The sequence below is a fragment of the Pantoea sp. Tr-811 genome (assembly GCF_011752535.1).
Classification (GTDB): Bacteria; Pseudomonadota; Gammaproteobacteria; order Pseudomonadales; family Pseudomonadaceae; genus Aquipseudomonas.
This window is the reverse complement of sequence record NZ_VWXJ01000010.1, coordinates 224,254-244,074: the sequence shown is the minus strand read 5'-3', so window position 1 is coordinate 244,074 and position 19,821 is coordinate 224,254. Positions and strand designations below refer to the sequence as shown.

At 64.7% G+C, this 19,821-nt stretch carries 18 protein-coding genes and 1 pseudogene; 17 read left to right on the top strand and 2 right to left on the bottom strand.

Annotated features, from left to right (window positions below):
• Positions 1–119: 119 nt before the first annotated feature.
• The 8 genes and pseudogenes from F3J44_RS17265 to F3J44_RS17230 all read left to right on the top strand — a co-directional run.
• A pseudogene (locus F3J44_RS17265) lies at positions 120–392 on the top strand (NAD(P) transhydrogenase subunit alpha); the annotation flags it as partial.
• Between the two features lie 2 nt (positions 393–394).
• Positions 395–1,831: an NAD(P)(+) transhydrogenase (Re/Si-specific) subunit beta gene (locus tag F3J44_RS17260; RefSeq protein ID WP_167064009.1), complete on the top strand. Its 1,437-nt coding sequence runs from the start codon at positions 395–397 to the stop codon at positions 1,829–1,831.
• A 188-nt stretch (positions 1,832–2,019) separates the two neighbouring features.
• Positions 2,020–3,513 (top strand): acetyl-CoA hydrolase/transferase family protein, encoded by a 1,494-nt coding sequence (locus F3J44_RS17255; RefSeq protein WP_167064007.1) that lies wholly within the window; start codon positions 2,020–2,022, stop codon positions 3,511–3,513.
• Between the two features lie 392 nt (positions 3,514–3,905).
• Positions 3,906–4,121 carry a DUF1127 domain-containing protein gene (locus F3J44_RS17250; protein WP_167064004.1) on the top strand — a complete coding sequence of 72 codons (216 nt, stop codon included), beginning with the start codon at positions 3,906–3,908 and terminating at the stop codon, positions 4,119–4,121.
• 307 nt (positions 4,122–4,428) lie between these two features.
• Positions 4,429–4,746: a DUF2388 domain-containing protein gene (locus F3J44_RS17245; RefSeq protein ID WP_167064001.1), complete on the top strand. Its 318-nt coding sequence runs from the start codon at positions 4,429–4,431 to the stop codon at positions 4,744–4,746.
• A gap of 73 nt (positions 4,747–4,819) precedes the next feature.
• The gene (locus tag F3J44_RS17240; protein ID WP_167063998.1) at positions 4,820–5,113 is read left to right on the top strand and encodes a DUF2388 domain-containing protein; all 294 of its coding nucleotides are present in this window, start codon (positions 4,820–4,822) and stop codon (positions 5,111–5,113) included.
• A 36-nt stretch (positions 5,114–5,149) separates the two neighbouring features.
• Positions 5,150–5,470, top strand: coding sequence for a DUF2388 domain-containing protein (locus tag F3J44_RS17235; protein WP_167063995.1), 321 nt, complete (start codon positions 5,150–5,152; stop codon positions 5,468–5,470).
• Positions 5,471–5,475: 5 nt separating this feature from the next.
• On the top strand, positions 5,476–7,425 hold the full coding sequence (locus tag F3J44_RS17230) for a DUF4105 domain-containing protein (RefSeq protein WP_205299944.1): 1,950 nt from the start codon (positions 5,476–5,478) through the stop codon (positions 7,423–7,425).
• Between the two features lie 172 nt (positions 7,426–7,597).
• Here the strand turns inward: F3J44_RS17230 and F3J44_RS17225 are convergent, their stop codons facing one another.
• Entirely contained in the window at positions 7,598–7,999 is a 402-nt protein-coding gene (locus F3J44_RS17225; protein ID WP_167274315.1) for a GFA family protein, read from the bottom strand.
• A 278-nt stretch (positions 8,000–8,277) separates the two neighbouring features.
• Here F3J44_RS17225 and F3J44_RS17220 point away from each other — a divergent pair, with 278 nt between their 5' ends.
• The 9 genes from F3J44_RS17220 to F3J44_RS17180 all read left to right on the top strand — a co-directional run bounded on the left by F3J44_RS17220 (position 8,278) and on the right by F3J44_RS17180 (position 18,604).
• Positions 8,278–9,585 carry a CitMHS family transporter gene (locus F3J44_RS17220; RefSeq protein ID WP_167063986.1) on the top strand — a complete coding sequence of 436 codons (1,308 nt, stop codon included), beginning with the start codon at positions 8,278–8,280 and terminating at the stop codon, positions 9,583–9,585.
• Between the two features lie 70 nt (positions 9,586–9,655).
• Positions 9,656–10,426, top strand: a complete 771-nt coding sequence (locus tag F3J44_RS17215) for a TerC family protein (RefSeq protein ID WP_167063983.1) — start codon at positions 9,656–9,658, stop codon at positions 10,424–10,426.
• A 236-nt stretch (positions 10,427–10,662) separates the two neighbouring features.
• Positions 10,663–12,321: a Na/Pi cotransporter family protein gene (locus F3J44_RS17210; RefSeq protein ID WP_167063980.1), complete on the top strand. Its 1,659-nt coding sequence runs from the start codon at positions 10,663–10,665 to the stop codon at positions 12,319–12,321.
• Positions 12,322–12,351: 30 nt separating this feature from the next.
• Positions 12,352–13,758, top strand: coding sequence for a pitrilysin family protein (locus F3J44_RS17205; RefSeq protein ID WP_167274311.1), 1,407 nt, complete (start codon positions 12,352–12,354; stop codon positions 13,756–13,758).
• Positions 13,759–13,848: 90 nt separating this feature from the next.
• Complete coding sequence (locus F3J44_RS17200; RefSeq protein WP_167274309.1) at positions 13,849–14,871, top strand: DUF5924 family protein; 1,023 nt, start codon at positions 13,849–13,851, stop codon at positions 14,869–14,871.
• A 246-nt stretch (positions 14,872–15,117) separates the two neighbouring features.
• Positions 15,118–16,251, top strand: coding sequence for an ABC transporter permease (locus tag F3J44_RS17195; protein WP_167274306.1), 1,134 nt, complete (start codon positions 15,118–15,120; stop codon positions 16,249–16,251).
• Entirely contained in the window at positions 16,245–17,039 is a 795-nt protein-coding gene (locus F3J44_RS17190) for an ABC transporter ATP-binding protein (protein ID WP_205299961.1), read from the top strand. The genes F3J44_RS17195 and F3J44_RS17190 overlap by 7 nt, the downstream gene beginning before the upstream one ends.
• Positions 17,040–17,042: 3 nt before the next feature.
• Complete coding sequence (locus F3J44_RS17185; protein ID WP_167063964.1) at positions 17,043–17,981, top strand: MlaD family protein; 939 nt, start codon at positions 17,043–17,045, stop codon at positions 17,979–17,981.
• The gene (locus F3J44_RS17180; RefSeq protein WP_167274303.1) at positions 17,978–18,604 is read left to right on the top strand and encodes an ABC-type transport auxiliary lipoprotein family protein; all 627 of its coding nucleotides are present in this window, start codon (positions 17,978–17,980) and stop codon (positions 18,602–18,604) included. Before F3J44_RS17185 ends, F3J44_RS17180 begins: the two co-directional genes overlap by 4 nt.
• On the opposite strand, the gene F3J44_RS17175 is transcribed toward F3J44_RS17180, so the two are convergent.
• Positions 18,586–19,815 (bottom strand): nucleoside recognition domain-containing protein, encoded by a 1,230-nt coding sequence (locus F3J44_RS17175; RefSeq protein ID WP_167274300.1) that lies wholly within the window; start codon positions 19,813–19,815, stop codon positions 18,586–18,588. The genes F3J44_RS17180 and F3J44_RS17175 overlap by 19 nt on opposite strands.
• Positions 19,816–19,821 lie beyond the last annotated feature (6 nt).

The following is a 19,821-nucleotide window of genomic DNA, read 5'->3' as shown; positions in this document are numbered from 1 at the left end:
GAAGACGACATCGTCGCCGCGTGCCTGATGTGCCGCGATGGCCAGGTCGTGCGCAAGAACGGCTAAGGAGCACGACAATGGAAGACATGCTGATTTCCCACGGCATCTACAACCTGATCATCTTCGTGCTGGCCATCTACGTGGGCTACCACGTGGTGTGGAACGTCACCCCGGCGCTGCACACCCCGCTGATGGCCGTCACCAACGCCATCTCGGCCATCGTCATCGTCGGCGCCATGCTGGCCGCGGCCCTGACCGTGACCCCGGCCGGCAAGCTGATGGGCACCCTGGCCGTGGCCCTGGCGGCGGTCAACGTGTTCGGTGGCTTCCTGGTCACCCGCCGCATGCTTGAGATGTTCAAGAAGAAAACCAAGAACGAGGCGCAGAAGTAAGCATGAGCATGAATCTGGTAACGCTCCTCTACCTCGTCGCCTCGGTGTGCTTCATCCAGGCGCTCAAGGGCCTGTCGCACCCGACCACCTCGCGGCGCGGCAACCTGTTCGGCATGATCGGCATGGGGATTGCCATCCTCACCACCGTCGGCCTCATCTACAAGCTTGGCGCTGAGCTGGCCACCGCCGGCATCGGCTACGTGCTGGTCGGCCTGCTGGTCGGCGGCACCGCCGGTTCGATCATGGCCAAGCGCGTCGAGATGACCAAGATGCCGGAGCTGGTCGCCTTCATGCACAGCATGATCGGCCTGGCGGCGGTGTTCATTGCCATCGCCGCCGTGCTCGAACCGCAGTCGATGGGCATCGTTGCTGCCATCAGCGACCCGATCCCCACCGGTAACCGCCTGGAACTGTTCCTCGGTGCAGCCATCGGTGCCATCACCTTCTCCGGTTCCGTGATCGCCTTCGGCAAGCTGTCGGGCAAGTACAAGTTCCGCCTGTTCCAAGGCGCACCGGTACAGTTCGCCGGCCAGCACAAGCTGAACCTGATCCTGGGCCTGGCCACCATCGCCCTCGGCCTGCTATTCACCTTCACCGGCCACTACAGCGCCTTCACCCTGATGCTGGCCCTGGCCTTCGTCATGGGTGTGCTGATCATTATTCCGATCGGTGGCGCCGACATGCCGGTGGTGGTGTCGATGCTCAACAGCTACTCGGGCTGGGCCGCGGCCGGTATCGGCTTCTCGCTGAACAACTCGATGCTGATCATCGCAGGCTCGCTGGTTGGCTCGTCCGGTGCCATCCTCTCGTACATCATGTGCAAGGCGATGAACCGCTCGTTCTTCAACGTCATCCTCGGCGGCTTCGGCGGCGACACCGATGCCGGCGCCGCGCAAGGCTCGAAAGAGCAGCGCCCGGTGAAATCCGGTTCGGCCGACGATGCCACCTTCCTGCTCAGCAACGCCGACAGCGTGATCATCGTGCCGGGCTACGGCCTGGCGGTGGCCCGCGCCCAGCATGCACTGAAAGAGCTGACCGAGAAGCTGACCCACAACGGCGTGACCGTGAAGTACGCGATTCACCCGGTGGCAGGCCGTATGCCCGGGCACATGAACGTGCTGCTGGCCGAAGCCGAAGTGCCGTACGACCAGGTGTTCGAGATGGAAGACATCAACGCCGAGTTCGGCCAGGCCGACGTGGTGCTGGTGCTGGGCGCCAACGACGTGGTCAACCCGGCGGCGAAGAACGATCCGAAGTCGCCAATCGCCGGCATGCCGATCCTGGAAGCCTTCAAGGCCAAGACCATCATCGTCAACAAGCGCTCCATGGCCAGCGGCTACGCAGGCCTGGACAACGAACTGTTCTACCTGGACAAGACCATGATGGTGTTCGGTGACGCGAAGAAGGTCATCGAGGATATGGTCAAAGCCGTGGAGTAAGGCTTTTCGCTAAAAGCCCTGCGTTATATAGAAGGCCCCGGCGAGAATTCTCCCGGGGCTTTTGCTTTCAATGATCCAGATCAACGGCTCTATCTTGAGCCTTCTCATACGACCATGGTCGTGGGACGGCATTGGGCGAAATCTCTAGACTGCGCCTCAGTAGTTTCAGTAGCCCGAGATAACAATCCATGTACCGTGATCGTATCCGCTTGTCCTCCCTGCACAGCAAGGTAATGAGTGCGGCTGATGCCGCTGGTCTGATCGAGGACGGCATGACCGTCGGCATGAGCGGTTTCACCCGCGCCGGCGAAGCCAAGGCCGTACCGCATGCACTGGCCGAACGTGCCAAGCAGTCGCCACTGAAAATCAGCCTGATGACCGGCGCCAGCCTGGGCAACGACCTCGACAAGCAACTGACCGAAGCCGGCGTGCTGGCCCGGCGCATGCCGTTCCAGGTCGACAGCACCCTGCGCAAGGCCATCAACGACGGCCAGGTGATGTTCATCGACCAGCACCTGTCGGAAACCGTCGAGCAACTGCGCAACCAGCAGCTCAAGCTGCCGGACATCGCGGTCATCGAAGCCGTGGCCATTACCGAGCAGGGCCATATCGTGCCGACCACCTCGGTGGGTAACTCGGCCAGCTTCGCGATCTTCGCCAAGCACGTGATCGTCGAGATCAACCTGTCGCACAACGCCAACCTCGAAGGCCTGCACGACATCTATATCCCGACCTACCGCCCGACCCGTACCCCGATCCCGTTGGTGAAGGTGGACGACCGCATCGGCAGCACCGCCATCCCGATCGACCCGGCCAAGATCGTCGGCATCGTCATCAGCGACCAGCCAGACTCGCCATCCACCGTGCTGCCGCCGGATGACGAAACCCAAGGCATCGCCAACCACCTGATCAACTTCCTCAAGCAGGAAGTTGACGCTGGGCGTATGACCAACAAGCTCGGCCCGCTGCAAGCTGGCATTGGCAGCATCGCCAACGCGGTGATGTGCGGCCTGATCGAGTCGCCGTTCGAAGACCTGACCATGTACTCCGAAGTGCTGCAGGACTCGACCTTCGACCTGATCGACGCCGGCAAGCTGCGCTTTGCCTCGGGCAGCTCCATCACCCTGTCGAGCCGCCGCAATGCCGACGTGTTCGGCAACCTGGAGCGTTACAAGGACAAGCTGGTGCTGCGCCCGCAGGAAATCTCCAACCACCCTGAAGTGGTGCGCCGCCTCGGCATCATCGGCATCAACACGGCCCTTGAGTTCGACATCTATGGCAACGTCAACTCCACGCACGTGTGCGGCACCAAGATGATGAACGGCATTGGTGGTTCCGGCGACTTCGCCCGCAACGCCCACCTGGCGGTGTTCGTCACCAAGTCGATTGCCAAGGGCGGCGCGATTTCCAGCGTGGTGCCGATGGTCAGCCACGTCGACCACACCGAGCACGATGTCGACATCCTGGTCACCGAGCAGGGCCTGGCCGACCTGCGTGGCCTGGCGCCGCGCGAGCGCGCCCGGGCGATCATCGACAACTGCGTGCACCCCGACTACCGCGCTGCGCTGAACGACTACTTCGACCGCGCCTGCCAGCGTGGCGGGCACACCCCGCACATCCTGCGTGAAGCGCTGAGCTGGCACGAGAACCTGGAAGAAACCGGGCGCATGCTCGCCAGCTGATTTGCTTCGCCTGTTCCGGCCCTTTCGCGGGGCAAGCCCGCTCCTACAAGGATCCGTTTTCCCCTGTAGGAGCGGGCTCGCCCCGCGAAAGGGCCCTAACAGTCACCCCTCTTCCTCAACAGTTCACACCACCAAAGCAAATAAACTGTACTACTGTACTGCTTATTAAGCCGTCCCCACCCAACCTAATCCGCCGAAATAGCCAATAACGCCCCACAACGGTGCAGACCAGTACAGTTGCGCGCATTTCGAGTGCAACAGTGGTCTTAAACAGTTAACTGGCCCCTCTCAATACTGTTGAACTGTATCTACTGTTCTGGACAACAGAGGAGGATCATTGGCATCAGTTAAATCACTACCTAATCCCGCCATAAGCGGAAGGATGAAGCATCATGGAACGTACCCTTAGTTCCGGTCTGGTTTTTGAAAGCAACGCCCAGCAGTCCAAGGCTTCGATGCCACTGCGCGCCATCTCCACCCTGCTGCTGTGGCAGCGTCGCATGTCCAGCCGCCGTCAACTGGCTCGCCTGGATGCACGTCTGCTGGCTGACGCCGGTATCAGCGAGTCGCAGCGTTACGAAGAGCTGAGCAAGCCGTTCTGGCGCTAAGCTCCGGTTCGCCGGCCTCGGCCGGCACCGCGAATTCCCAAAACCCGTTGCAGGGAACTGCAACGGGTTTTTTGTTTCCAAGGTGCGCGCTAAAGCGCCCTGAGCCTGCAAGCAGTACAATTTTGTAAAAACCCAAATAGCACCGTAACAGTTAGCTTTCATGTGCCCGCTAACATTCCGATACAGCCCCGCGTGATACGCTTCGCTTCAAATCTGGTAGAACCGGATGCTGAAACGTACCGCAGCGGGCCGTGCAAGCGTCCGATAGAGCAGAACCACCCCGACCCGTTCCTAGGAGTCCACGATCATGTCCCGTAAATACCTGATGGGTGCCGCCCTGATGCTCGGCCTGGCCAGTGCCGCCCACGCCAGCAGCTTCGTCGTCACCACCGACGCCGTCGTGCGCGCCGTTGCCGCGTCCACCGACGCGACCTCCGACCTGTCTTCCTCGCTGCGTGACGACAAGATCGTCCAGGCCGCACGCGACGACGCCGCCACCTTCGTCGGCAGCCAGGGCGATATCCGGGGTGCCAAGCTGGAAAGCGCCTTCCTGCACATTCGCTCCACCCTGCCAGCCCTGCAGGCCAGCGACGCCCAGTTGGCACAGGCCATCCTGGCGCTCTGAGCCAGCGAACCGACCCCGTGTGCATGGGCTTCACCCCATGCACCACACCCCGTTTACAAGCCTAAGAATGCCCATGCGTTATCTGATGCCGTTGCTGTTCTCCCTGCTTGGCGTGGCCAACGCCCAGGCCATGGACACCACCACACAAGGCCTGGTCATCACCGGCTACGTCACCAGCCAGGTCACCTCCGCGCCGTTCGACCGCAAGCTGGTCAGGCAGGCCCGTGACGATGCGGCTGCCTTCGTTGCCACGGACGGCATGATCCGCGGGGCACGCCTGGAGGCAGCGCTCGACTCGCTGCGCCACGGCGGTGCCCGGCACTCTGTCGGCGACCTTGAACTGGCGCAGGCAATTCTCGTCCAATAATCACACCTGACTCCCTGCATTTTCCGGAGATGCTCCATGCGTAAACCGCTGATCGCCGCTACCCTCGGCATGCTCCTGCTGGCCGACCTGGCCCAGGCACACACCCTGGTGGCCACCAGCAACATCATCGTTCGCGCCTTTGGCCGTTCGATCGATTTCACATCCGACACCACCACCTCGATTCGCGACGCCAAAGTGGTGCGCGAAGCCCACGACGATGCCGCCACCTTCGTCGCCAGCAACGGCGACATTCGCGGTGCACAGCTCGAAGCTGCGCTCACCACCCTGCGTGAACGCCTGCCGCAAGCACGTGATGCCAGCGACCAGGTCCTGGCCGAAGCCATCCTCGCACTGTGAAGCCTGTGCGTGCCTGGCTGCTCGGCTGCGCCCTGACGCTGCTCGGCACGCCCGCCCTGGCCGACCTGCAGCTTGAACTGCAGGCTGCAGGCCTCAGCCAGCAGCAGGTCCAGGCATCCCAGGCCTTGCTCGACGAGGCCCTGGGCAAATTACCTCCCCGCTTCAAGCAACAGCTCGACCGCCGCGTGCGGGTCAGCTGGACCGACGACATGCCCGCCGATGCCTACGGCGAGGCTTCCCTGGCTTCCACGGTTCAGCTCAACAAGCGCCTTTTACCGGGCCTCACCGACGGCAGTGCCGCCACCGAACGTACCGGCCGCCCCCATGGCACCGTGCGCGAGGAACTGCTGGCCACGGTGCTGCACGAGCTGACCCACGTTTATGACCGCGCCCGCCTGTGGCCTGGGGCCGAGCGCTCGCTGATCGCCCGCTGCAAGCGCCAGCAAGGCACCCTGGGCAAGGTCGGCCTGCCCGAACAATGCCGCGGCCAGGCCGAGCGCCGCTTCACCCTCAGCGACGACCCGCGCCTGCTCGACCTCGCCGGCTGGCAGCAGTACGTGGGCCGACGCGGCGAGCGCGAGCAGCACAATGGCCAGTTCGTGCGCAGCCCCGACAGTTACGAGCTGAGCAGCCCCAAGGAATACATCGCGGTCAACATGGAGTATTTCCTCCTCGACCCGAGCTACGGCTGCCGTCGCCCGGCGCTCAACCAATACCTGCGCGAGCACTTTGGCTGGGCGCCGCAGCAGGACACCTGCGTCAAAGGCCTGCCGTTCATCAATGCCGGCAATGACTTCGCCCGCCAGCCGCTGGGCGAAATCGACCCCGAGCGGGTGTACGAGGTGGATTACCTGCTGGCCGAGGCCAACCAGAACCTGGTCAGCCGCTGGGGCCACAGCATGCTGCGCCTGGTGATCTGCAAGCCGGGCCGGCCACGTGGCCCGGACTGCCGCCTGGACCTCGACCAGAGCCTGGTGCTGTCGTACCGCGCCTTCGTCAACGACGTGCAGCTGTCCAGCTGGGACGGCCTGGTCGGGGTGTATCCGTCACGGCTGTTCGTGTTGCCGCTGGCCCAGGTGATCGACGAGTACACCAAGACCGAGCTGCGCAGCCTGGCCTCGGTGCCGCTGAAGCTCAACCGCGAAGAAATCGAGAACCTGGTACGCCAGGCCGCCGAGATGCACTGGAGCTACGACGGTAACTACTGGTTCCTGTCCAACAACTGTGCGGTGGAATCGTTGAAACTGCTGCGCAGCGGTACCGCCAACCCGCGCCTGAACGACCTCGACAGCATCATGCCCAACGGCTTGCTGGAAGTGCTCAAGGGCAGGGGGCTGGCCGATACCAGTGTGCTCGATGACCCACGCGAAGCGCTGCGCCTGGGCTACCGCTTCGACTCCTACCGTGAGCGCTACCAGGCCATGTTCGAAGTGCTGAGAAAGCAACTGCCGATCAAGCAGGCCGCCGTCGAGGACTGGCTGGCCCTAGATGCCGAGCAGCGCCAGCCCTGGTTCGCCAAGGCCGACCTGCGTACCAGCGCAGCCCTGCTGCTGCTGGAACAGGCAAGCCTGCGCCGGCAATTGCTGCTGGCCCAGGACGAGGTGAAACAGCGTTACCTGAATGCCGCCGCACTGAAGGACGGCAGCACCAGCAAGGCCGACGAAACCCTCAGGCAGATGCTCGCCAACAGCGGCTTCCTCAGCCGCCCGGCGGAATTGCTCGATGCCAAGGGCTACGGGCTGCCACAGCCGCAGGAGCGCCAGCACCTGGAGCAGGAAAGCACTGCGCGCCAGGCGCAGCTGCTGCGCTTGAGCACCAGCCTGGACAAAGAGGTGAGGGCGCTGCTGGAGCCGGCACGGGCCAAGGAAATTGCCGCAGTCGAGGCCAATGTGAAGCAGATTGGCGAACATCTGCGGGCGCTGCACAAGGCGGCGGGCGGGTTGCAGTTGCCCTGATGCCAGTGCCGGCCTCTTCGCGGGGCAAGCCCGCTCCTACAGGGCATTGCGGCGCGGCTGCTGGCACTGTTCCCTGCGCGACAGCGCAGCCCGCGAGGGCTGGGTTATCTCCTACATGAACCTGTAGGAGCGGGCTTGCCCCGCGAAGAGGCCGGCACAGTCAACACAAGGCCTAGAGCGTCTCCTCAGCCTCCCCAGGCAACCCCTCATCCAGATGCAACCAAGGCAACCGGCTACCAGTCCAGATATGCCGCCGGGCCGGCACCAACTCCGGGTGATCCAACGTCGCCACCGTCACATCGATGCTCCCCGGGCTATGCTCGGTCACCAGCGCCAGATGCGCCCCGCATTCCCCGCAGAAATACCGCTTGCAGCTGGCCGGTGCCACGTAGCACTGCGGCCTGCCCGCCACCCAGCGAAAGCCCGAACGGGGCAGGGTGACCCAGGTCACCACCAGCCCGCCGCTGACCCGCCGGCAGATCGAACAATGGCAATGGGCAACATCCGTCAACTCGCCCTGTAGCCGGTAGCGCAGGGCGCCGCAATGGCAGCCACCCTCGGTTACATCCTGCATCACCTACCTCCCGTCGCCGATTTTCCAGCGAAAGCTGGCTGAAAGCTTGTCCCCCTAGGATAGCCGCCACCACCGGCACAAGACCGGTCAGCCAGGGCACCCGGAACATTCCGCGCCCGGCCCATCAACAACAACAATGGTGATTCTGATGTCTTTCTGCGCCCGCCGTTCCGCCCGCCTTCTGGCAATGCCCCTCGCCATGCTCCCTGCGCAGCGCCCAACGCGCTGATCCGCCCGAATAGCCATTTCTTTCGTCGCGCCACGCCTGGAGTATTGCCATGCTGACCTTCCTCGGCTTTGCCATGGTCATCACCTTCATGTACCTGATCATGACCAAGCGCCTGTCGGCCTTGATCGCCCTGATCCTGGTACCGATCCTGTTCGCCCTGTTCGGCGGCTTTTCCGCCAAGATCGGCCCAATGATGCTCGAAGGCATCAGCAAGCTCGCGCCCACCGGCGTGATGCTGATGTTCGCCATCCTCTACTTCGCCCTGATGATCGACTCCGGCCTGTTCGACCCGGCCGTGCGCAAGATCCTCAAGCTGGTCAAGGGCGACCCGCTGAAAGTCTCGGTCGGCACCGCCGTGCTGGCCCTGGTGGTGTCGCTGGACGGTGACGGCGCTACCACCTACATGATCTGCTGCGCCGCCATGCTGCCGCTGTACAGCCGCCTGGGCATGAGCCCACGGATCATGGCCGGCCTGATCATCCTCGCCGGCGGGGTGATGAACATGACCCCCTGGGGCGGCCCTACCGCCCGCGCCGCCAGCGCTCTGCACGTCGACCCTTCGGACATCTTCGTGCCGATGATCCCGGCCATGGTCTTCGGCGTGCTGGCGATCCTCGCCATCGCCTATATGTACGGCAAGCGCGAGCGTGCCCGCCTGGGTGAACTGCACCTGCCGACCGACGACATCGACCACAGCGAAATCAGCGTGTCGCAGTTCCCTGAAGCCCGCCGCCCCAAGCTGATCTACTTCAACGGCGCCCTCACCGCCGGCCTGATGGTCGCGCTGATCGCCGGCCTGCTGCCACTGCCGGTGCTGTTCATGATCGCCTTCAGCATCGCCATGATCGTCAACTACCCCTGCCTGCAGCAGCAGAAAGACCGCATCGCCGCCCACGCGGGCAGCGTGCTGGCCGTCACCGGGTTGATCTTCGCCGCCGGTATCTTCACCGGTATCCTCTCCGGCACCGGCATGGTCGAGGCCATGTCCAAGAGCCTGCTGGCGGTCATTCCCGAGGCCCTGGGCCCTTATCTGGCGGTGATTACCGCCATCGTCAGCATGCCGTTCACGTTCTTCATGTCCAATGACGCCTTCTACTACGGGGTGCTGCCGGTGCTGTCGGAAGCGGCCAGCCATTACGGCATCAGCCCGGTGGAAATGGCCCGCGCGTCGATCGTCGGCCAGCCGGTGCACCTGCTCAGCCCACTGGTGCCTTCCACCTACCTGCTGGTGGCCCTGGCAGGCATCGAGTTCGGCGACCACCAGCGCTTCACCCTGAAATGGGCAGTGCTGGTATGCCTGTGCATAATGTTCGCCGCGCTGCTGATGGGCATTTTCCCGCTGTTCAGTAGTCTTTAATCAGTACGCATTACCCAACGCGCTGCGCCCGCTCCGGTCGCAGCGCCTTCACCGCTCTAAGGACGTACACATGGAATGGCTGACCAGCCCGGAAATCTGGGTTGCCTTTTTCACCCTCACCGCGCTCGAGATCGTGCTCGGGATCGACAACATCATCATGATCTCGATCCTGGTCAGCCGCATGCCCAAGCCCATGCAGCCGCGCACACGGATCTTCGGCCTGGCCCTGGCCATGGTCACCCGTATCATGCTGTTGCTGTCGATCACCTGGGTCATGCGCCTGACCGCCGACCTGTTCGTGGTCTTCGGCCAAGGCATCTCCGGCCGTGACCTGATCCTGTTCTGCGGTGGCCTGTTCCTGCTGTGGAAAAGCTCGCAGGAGATCTACCACGGCCTGGAAGGGGAAGAGGAGAGCAGCGACGAGCCCAAGGGCGCGGGCGGCAAGTTCCTCTACACCATCATCCAGATCGCCATCATCGACATCGTGTTCTCGCTGGACTCGGTGATCACCGCCGTGGGCATGGTTTCGCACGTGCCCGTGATGATTGCCGCGATCATCGTCGCGGTGCTGGTGATGATGGCCTGCGCCGGCGCCATCAGCGACTTCATCGACAAGCACCCATCGCTGAAGATGCTCGCACTTTCGTTCCTGATCGTAGTGGGTACGGTGCTGATCGCCGAATCGTTCGACGTACACGTGCCCAAGGGCTACGTCTACTTCGCCATGGCCTTCTCGCTGGCGGTAGAGGCCATCAATATCCGCATGCGCACCGCCATGGCGCGCAAGGAAGGCAAGGAACACGACCCGGTGAAGCTGCGCAAGGACATCCCAGGCCAGTAACCTGCCCCCCGGCAAGCGAGCGTCAGCTCGCGAGGCGCCGCGCAAGCGGCGCCAGCCAAACCTTCATGACAGAAAGGTTTCAATCCCCCTTCCCCCATGCCAAGCTGGCGCCTGTCACGTAAAACAACTACAGCTAGTGTAAGCACTGGATAAAAACACCCACCCCCGGGCCAGGCTTACCGCTTTACCAATCTTGGCTCCGCCACTGGAGCCTCAGAACAAAGGGGGGCTCGACCATGCTGACCCTGCTCAACCTGCTTTCCGCCGTGGCGTTGCTGGTGTGGGGCACACATATCGTGCGTACCGGCATCCTGCGGGTGTTCGGTTCCGACCTGCGCCGGGTGCTCAGCCAGAACATGAACCGCCGGCCACTGGCATTCATCGCCGGTATCGTCGTCACCGCCGTGGTGCAAAGCAGCAACGCCACCGCCATGCTGGTGACCTCGTTCGTCGGCCAAGGCCTGATGGCCATGACCCCGGCCCTGGCGATCATGCTCGGCGCCGACGTCGGTACCGCGCTGATGGCGCGGGTGCTGACCTTCGACCTGTCGTGGCTGTCGCCGCTGCTGGTGTTCCTCGGGGTCATCTTCTTCCTGTCGCGCAAGCAGACCCGCGCCGGCCAGTTGGGCCGCGTCGGCATCGGCCTGGGGCTGATCATCCTGGCCCTGCAACTGATCGTGCAGGCCGCCGCGCCCATCACCCACGCCCAGGGCGTGAAAGTGCTGTTCGCCTCGCTGACCGGTGACATCCTGCTCGACGCCCTGGTCGGCGCCCTGTTCGCCATGGTGTCCTACTCCAGCCTGGCCGCCGTGCTACTTACCGCCACCCTGGCCGGCGCCGAAGTCATCAGCCTGCCCGTGGCCATCGGCCTGGTGGTCGGCGCCAACATCGGCAGTGGCCTGCTGGCCTTCATCAGCACCAGCATGCAGAACGCCGCAGGCCGGCGCGTGGCCCTGGGCAGCCTGCTGTACAAGCTGATCGGCCTGTTGCTGATCATTCCCGTGCTGCACCCGCTGGTGGAGTGGATGGACAGCTTGAGCTTCAGCCCGCAAGAGCTGGTGATCGGCTTCCACCTGCTCTACAACACCTTGCGCTGCCTGATCATGCTGCCCACGGTCAAACCCATGGGCGGCCTGTGCAACCGCCTGCTGCCCGAGCGCGAGGCCGGCAATGGCCAGATTCGCCCGCGCCACCTCGATGCCTCGGCGCTCGCCACGCCAAGCCTGGCGCTGGCCAACGCCGCCCGGGAAACCCTGCGCCTGGGCGATATCGTCGACAGCCTGCTCGAAGCCCTGCTCAGCGCCCTGCGCGGCACCCAAACCGCCATGCCCCAGCAGGTCCGGGCCCTGGGCGAAGATGCCGAGGCGCTGTACAGCGCGATCAAGCTGTACCTGGCGCAGATGCCCCGCGAAGACCTGAGCGAACAGGACAACCAGCGCTGGGCAGAGATCATTGAACTGGCAATCAACCTCAAGTTGGCCTGCGACCTGATCGAGCGCATGCTGCGCAAGGTCCAGCAGCAGAAAACCAGCCAGCGCCGGGAGTTTTCCCAGGTGGGCCTGGAAGAACTGACCGGCCTGCAAGAACAATTGCTGGCCAACCTGCGCCTGGGCCTGTCGGTGTTCCTCAGCGCCGACCCGGAAAGCGCACGCCTGCTGCTACGGGAAAAGCGCCGTTTCCGCGCCCAGGAACGGCGCCTGGCCCACGCCCACGTCAGCCGCCTGCAGCGCAAGGTGGTGCAGAGTATCGAAACCAGTTCGCTGCACCTGGAACTGATTGCCGACATGAAACGTTTGAACTCTTTGTTCTGCAGCAGTGCCTATGTGGTACTGGGTGGCTCGGACACCGGCGGGCTGATGCCCGACAACGTACCGGAAGAAAACCCCCTGTCCTGATCTTGCACACCTGGAGACTTTCGCTCGCCCATGCGTTGCCTGATGTTCGTTTGCCTGCTGATCTGCAGCCTGCCCTCACTGGCCCTCGATCGCTCGCGGGTCGAAGGTTACCTGTTGCCCAATGGCCTGCAGGTGATCCTGAAGTCCGGTTACGAACGCGACCACGTCGCCATCCGCCTGGTGGTGGGGGTGGGCCTGGACGATTTCGACTGCAGCCAGAAGGAACTGCCGCACCTGCTCGAACACCTGCTGTTCACCGGTATCGACGACACCGGCGAAGGCGGCCTGGAAGAGCGCCTGCAAAGCCTGGGCGGGGAGTGGAACGCCTACACCAGCAGTGCCGACACCACCTTCGTGATCGAAGCGCCGGCGCGCAACCAGCGCAAGGTGCTCGACCTGCTGCTGGCGATCATCCGCGACACCCGCATCGACGCCAAGTCGCTGGCCACTGCCAAGCGCATCATCGAGCGTGAGGACGGCGGCCACTACGGCCACCTGCAGCGCTGGCTCGACCGCCAGGACATCGGCCACCCGGCCAGCGACCAACTGGCCACCGAGCTGGGCCTGAAATGCCCGGAGCGCTCCAATGTCGACGACATGACCCTGGAGCAGGTAAAGGCCCTGCGCGAGCACTGGTACGCCGCCAACAACATGACCCTGATTGTGGTCGGCGGCCTCGACCGGCTGCTGCCGGCCTACCTGGAGCGCACCTTCGGTGAGCTGCCAGCGGTCGAACCTGGGGAGCGCCGCAACCTCGACAGCATCAGCCAGCAGGCCGAACCCCGCCGGGAACTGACCCGTGGCGTGCTGGGTGACAGCGTCAAGCTGCACTGGTTGTTCATCGAACCGGTGCTGGACAACGACCACCAGCAAACCCTCGACCTGCTCTCGCGCTACCTGGACTGGGCCCTGTACGACCAGCTGCGCCTGCGCAACGGCCTTTCCTACGGGCCTTCGGCACAACGGGAAAGCTTCGCCGACACCGGCCTGCTCAGCCTCAATGCCGACCTTGAGCGGGACGACGTCGACAAGGCCGTGAAGGTGATGCAGCAACTGTTCGACCACCTGCGCAAGCAAGGCCTGGACCCGGACACCTTCGCCCGCATCAAGGATGCCGCAGTGGCCAAGGAAAGCTGGGGCAGCCAGGGCAACAGCGCGCTGGCCGACTATTACTGGGGGGCGCTGAACGACTACGACAACGGCCGCTTCGCCGACCCGGCAAGCAAGCTCAGGCAGGTGACCCTGGCGCAGGCCAATGCTGCGCTCAAGGACTTGCTCAAGGATCAAGGGTATCTACGGGTCGAGGCGCCGTTGCTGGGGTATGACGAGCTGTACGGGCTGATGGCGCTGTTGCTCGGGCTGGTGCTGGCACTGGGGCTGCTGCGCTGGCGGCGGCACACGCCTGAACGGCCCAGTGGTGCTACACGGCAGCGGTGAATCAGCGGTATCCTTTTGCCAGTACCGGGCTTTTCGCGGGTAACCCGCGAACAGGCCGGCACAGCCACCTCAAATACCTGTTGTAGACCCATGCCCCCAATACCCCCCATCGTCCTGCGCATCATCGAGCTGCTTAAACGCTACCCCGGCATCATCGCCCTGGGCGGCTTCCTCTCCGGTATCGGCAGCTTCATCCTGGTCGACCGCCAGGCCAGCCTGGCCAGCTGGATCGCCATCGTGATGCTGGTCAGCTGGGTGTGGCTGATGTTCGAGAACACCCTCACCGGCCTGTTCACCCGCACCTTCAAGCGCGAGATCCCGCAGCCGCTGCTGCGCTACGCCACGCAGATGATCCACCAGGAGAGCCTGTTCTTCGTCCTGCCGTTCTTCTCCATCACCACCGCCTGGAACAGCGGCCAGGCGATCTTCACCGGGCTGCTTGGCGCCGCCGGGCTGGTGTCGATCATCGACCCGCTGTACTACAAGTGGGTAGCGCCGCGGCGCTGGCTGTTCCTGGCGATGCACACCCTGACCCTGTTCGCCGCGCTGCTCACCGCGTTGCCGATCATCCTCAACCTGACCACCGCGCAAAGCTTCAAGCTGGCCCTGATCGCGGCCATGGTGCTGTCGTTCCCAAGCCTGGCCAGCAGCTTCCCGATCAACACCTGGCGGCGCGGCGTGGCCCTGGTGCTGGTCACCCTGGCGGTGGGCGGCGGCGGTTGGCTGCTGCGTTCCTGGGTGCCGCCGGCGACCTTGTGGATGACCGAGGTGGCGGTGAGCACGGAAGTGATCAACCGCCAGCCGGGCGAATCGCTGGACGAGATCGCCGCCAGCCGCATCCGCAGCGCCGGCCTGTATGCCTACACCTCGATCAATGCCCCGCGTGGCCTCAACGAGCGCATTTACCACGTGTGGCAGAAGGACGGCCAGGAAGTCGACCGCATCGCCCTGGATATCCATGGCGGGCGCAAGGAGGGCTACCGCGCCTGGACCCACAAGCAAGTCTTCCCGGCCAACCCGGTGGGCAAGTGGCAGGTACGGGTGCTGACCGAAGACGGCCAGGTGATTGGCGTACTGCGCTTCAAGGTAGTGGACGACGCACCGGCCTCCTAAGGCTCCCAGCCGCTGACCCGTCCTCGTGGAACAAATCGCAAATATCTGATTCAACGGAGAATCCTGTAGGAGCGGGCTTGCCCCGCGAACACCGGCGAAGCCGGTGCCAGGCACCGCGTCGCCTGCTTCGCGGGGCAAGCCCGCTCCTACAGGGGGCGATTCAACAGGCCGGGCACACACAGCACATTCTCACCATACCTCCCCACCCCGCTGCGCTATGATCAGCCTCTAAGCCCAGCCGGATGCATGGAGCCCATGACCACCCCCAGCGCTACCCTGGACACCAACAGCCAGCCAGCCTGCCTGCGCATCGCCGGCGACTGGACCCTGGCCCACTACGCCAGCCTCAAGCGCGAGAGCGAGCGCCTGCGCAGCCACTGCGCCGCCGACACGGTGGCCGACCTCAGCCAACTGGGCCGCCTCGACACCGCCGGGGCCTCGCTGCTGGCCGAACTGCTCGGCGCCGAGCGCCTGTCGCACTGCACCCACGGCCTGCCCGAGGCCAGCCGCGCGCTGCTCAAGAACGTCTACCACTCGGTGCAGGACTACTGCATTCCGGTCAAGCAACCGGAACGCAACATCCTGCTCCTGCTGCTGGCCCGTATCGGCTGCGCCGTCGGCACCCTCTGGCAAGACACCATGCAGCTGCTCGGCTTCGTCGGCCTGATCCTCGAAACCCTGCTGCGCCGGTTGCTGCAACCTCACCGCTGGCGGGTAACACCGGTGGTCGCGCACATCGAGCAAACCGGCCTGGACGCCGCGCCCATCGTCGGCTTGCTGACCTTCCTGGTGGGCGCGGTGGTGGCCTTTCTCGGCGCCACGGTGCTGGCCGACTTCGGCGCTACCGTGTTCACCGTCGACCTGGTGGCGTTCTCCTTCCTGCGCGAATTCGCCGTGCTGCTCACCGCCATCCTCATGGCCGGGCGCACCGCCAGCGCCTTCACCGCGCAGATCGGCTCGATGAAAGCCAACGAGGAAATCGACGCCATCCGCACCCTGGGCCTCAACCCGATCGAACTGCTGGTGGTGCCGCGGGTGCTGGCATTGCTGATTTCCCTGCCGCTGCTGACCTTCGTCGCGATGATCTGCGGCATCGTCGGGGGCGCGGTGGTGTGCGCACTGTCGCTGGGTATTTCACCGGCCATGTTCCTGTCCCTGCTGCAAAGCGACATCGGCGTGCAGCACTTCCTGGTGGGCCTGGCCAAGGCACCGGTGTTCGCCTTCCTGATCGCCGCCATCGGCTGCCTGGAGGGCTTCAAGGTCAGCGGCAGCGCCGAATCGGTCGGCGCCCACACCACCTCCGCCGTGGTCCAGTCGATTTTCGTGGTCATCGTGCTGGATGCGGTGGCCGCACTGTTCTGCATGGAGATGGGCTGGTGAGCGAACGGGATGCGGTGATCGAGGCGCGGGGCATCTGCAACCGCTTTGGCAGCCAGGTGGTGCACCAGGGCCTGGACCTGGACCTGTACCGCGGCGAGATCCTGGCCGTGGTCGGCGGCTCGGGCAGTGGCAAATCGGTGCTGCTGCGCAGCATCATTGGCCTGCGCCGGCCCAACGAGGGGCAGATCAAGGTGTTTGGCCAAGACCTGGCCGGCCTGCGCGAGGCCGAGCGCTCGTTGGTGGAACGGCGTTTCGGCGTCCTGTTCCAGAAAGGCGCGCTGTTCTCCTCGCTGACCGTTACCGAAAACGTCGCCTTGCCGCTGATCGAGCATGCCGGGCTGTCGCGGGCCGACGCCGAGCACCTGGCCGGGGTCAAGCTGGCCCTGGCCGGCCTGCCGATCTCGGCCGCCGACAAATACCCGGCGTCGCTGTCTGGCGGCATGATCAAGCGCGCCGCCCTGGCCCGCGCCCTGGCCCTGGACCCGGACATCCTGTTCCTCGACGAACCCACCGCCGGCCTCGACCCGATTGGCGCCGCCGCCTTCGACCAACTGATCCTCACCCTGCGCGACGCCCTGGGACTGAGCGTGTTCCTGATCACCCACGACCTGGACACCCTCTACACCATCACCGATCGCGTCGCCGTGTTGTCACAGAAGAAAGTGCTGGTCGCCGGCCCCTTGGCGCAGGTCGAGCAGACCGACGACCCCTGGATCCACGAATATTTTCACGGCCCACGCGGGCGGGCGGCGGAACACGCTGCCGCCAGCGCCGGGCAGGAGCGCTGAACCATGGAAACCCGAGCTCATCACGTTCTTATCGGCCTGGTCACCGTCCTGGTGGTGGCCGGCGCCATGCTGTTCGGCCTGTGGCTGACCAAGTCCAGCGTCGACGATGCCTTCAAGGACTACGAAGTGGTGTTCAACGAAGCCGTCTCCGGCCTGTCGCGCGGCAGCCCGGTGCAATACAACGGCATCAAGGTGGGCGATGTGTCCAGCCTGCGCCTGGACCCTAAAGACCCCCGGCGGGTGCTGGCCCGCGTGCGCCTGAGCGGCGACACCCCGGTCAAGGAGGACACCCAGGCCAAGCTGACCCTGGCCGGGGTGACCGGCAACTCGTTCATCCAGCTCAGCGGCGGCACCCCGCAAAGCCCCGAGCTCAAGGGCAAGGACGGCAAGCTGCCGGTGATCATCGCATCGCCTTCGCCGATTTCGCGCCTGCTCAACGACAGCAGCGACCTGGTCACCAACATCAACCTGCTGCTGCACAACGCCAACCAGATGTTCTCGGAAAACAACATCGAGCACCTGAGCAACACCCTGGCCAACCTCGACCAGACCACCGGTGCCATTGCCGGGCAGAAGGGCGGCATCAGCGATGCGCTTTCGCAACTGGCCCAGGTGGGCAAACAGGCCAACGCCACCCTGGCCGAAACCCAGGCGCTGATGCGCAACGCCAACGGCTTGCTGGGCAGCCAGGGCAAGCAGGCCATCGGCAGCGCCGAGCAGGCCATGCAATCGCTGGCGCAGAGTGCCGCCACCCTCAACAGCCTGCTGCAGGACAACCGCCAGTCCATCGACGACGGCGCCCAGGGCCTCAACCAGCTGACCCCAGCCATCCGCGAACTGCGTGAAACCCTCAACTCGCTCAAGGGCATCTCGCGGCGCCTGGAGGCCGACCCCAGCGGCTACCTGCTGGGCCGTGACAACAACAAGGAGTTCCAGCCATGACCCCTTCGCTGCGCCTGCTGGCCCTGGCGGCCGCCGTGAGCCTGGCCAGCGCCTGCTCGATCCTGCCCCAGAGCGAGCCTGTGGATATCTACCGCCTGCCGGTCAACCAGCCCAGCCACGTCGCCACCCCGGTCGACTGGTCATTGCGCCTGAACAAACCGCTGGCCAGCGAGGCCCTGGCCGGGCCGCGCATTGCGGTCATCCCCCAGGGCGATGTGCTCAGCAGCTACAAAGGCGCGCGCTGGAGCGACCCGGCGCCATTGCTGGTGCGCAACCGCCTGCTCGATGGTTTCCAGCGTGACGGCCGGGTGCTGCGCCTGAGTGCCGACGACAGCAACCTGCAGGCCGATTACGAGCTGGCCGGCGAGCTGCAGGCGTTCCAGAGCGAATACCAGGGTGGCAAGGTGCAGGTGGTGATCCGTTACGACGCGCGCCTGGTACAGGGCCGTAGCCAGCGCATCGTTACCAGCCGGCGCTTCGAGGTACGCCAGGCGCTGGCCAGCAGCGACGTATCAGCCGTGGTAGCCGGCTTCGGTGCGGCCAGTGACCAGCTGGCCGCGCAGGTGGTGGACTGGACCGTGGCGCAAAGCACCCAGGCCCAGGCTCAGGCGAAGAACCAGTAGCACACGCAGATCGCGGCGATCACCCCGGAAAGCTCGGCCAGCAGGGCGCAGCCAACGGCGTGGCGCACGCGCTGGATACCCACCGCGCCAAAGTACACCGCCAGCACGTAGAAGGTGGTTTCGGTACTGCCCTGGATGGTCGCCGCCACCAGCGCCGGGAAGCTGTCCACGCCATGGGTCTGCATGGTTTCGATCAGCATTGCCCGCGCCGCGCTGCCAGAGAAAGGCTTGACCAGCGCGGTGGGCAGGCCCTCGACGAAGCGGGTGTCCAGGCCCATCCAGTTCACCGCATGGCGAATACCGTCCAGGGCCAGCTCCAGGGCCCCTGACGCGCGCAGCACGCCGACCGCCACCAGCATCGCCACCAGGTAGGGCAGCAGGCTCTTGGCCACATCGAAGCCTTCCTTGGCGCCTTCGACGAAGGCTTCGTACACCTTCACCCGTTTCAGCGCGCCTATCACCAGGAACAGGATGATCACCCCGAACAGCGTCAGGTTGCCGAGGATCGACGACAGGCTGGCCAGTGCGGCGGCCGACAGGGTGCCGAGAAAGGCCATGAAACCGCCCAGCAGCAGCGCACCGGGGATGAAGTACGCCAGCACCACCGGGTCCCACAGGCGCAGGCGCTGCATGACCGCCACCGACAGCAGGCCAACCAGGGTCGAGGCGCTGGTGGCCAGCAGAATCGGCAGGAACACCAGGGTCGGGTCGGTGGCGCCCTGCTGGGCGCGGTACATGAAGATGGTCACCGGCAGCAGGGTCAACGACGAGGCGTTGAGCACCAGGAACAGGATCTGAGCATTGCTCGCCGTGGTGCTGCTGGGGTTGAGCTCCTGCAGTGCACGCATGGCCTTGAGGCCGATCGGCGTGGCGGCGTTGTCCAGGCCCAGGCCGTTGGCGGCGAAGTTCATGGTGATCAGGCCCAGGGCCGGGTGGCCGGGCGGAACCTCCGGCATCAGCCGGGCGAACAGTGGGCCGAGCACCTTGGCCAGCCATTCGACGATGCCAGCCTTTTCCGCGATCTTCAAAAAGCCCAGCCACAGGGTCAAGGTGCCGAACAGCAGAACCATGACCTCCACCGAGAGCTTGGCCATGGCGAAGATGCTCTCGACCATCGCGGCGAAGATGCCGGCGTTGCCGCCCACCAGCCATTGGGCCAGGGCAGACACGGCCGCCACCAGGAAAAAGCCGAGCCAAAGGCCGTTGAGCATCCGCGA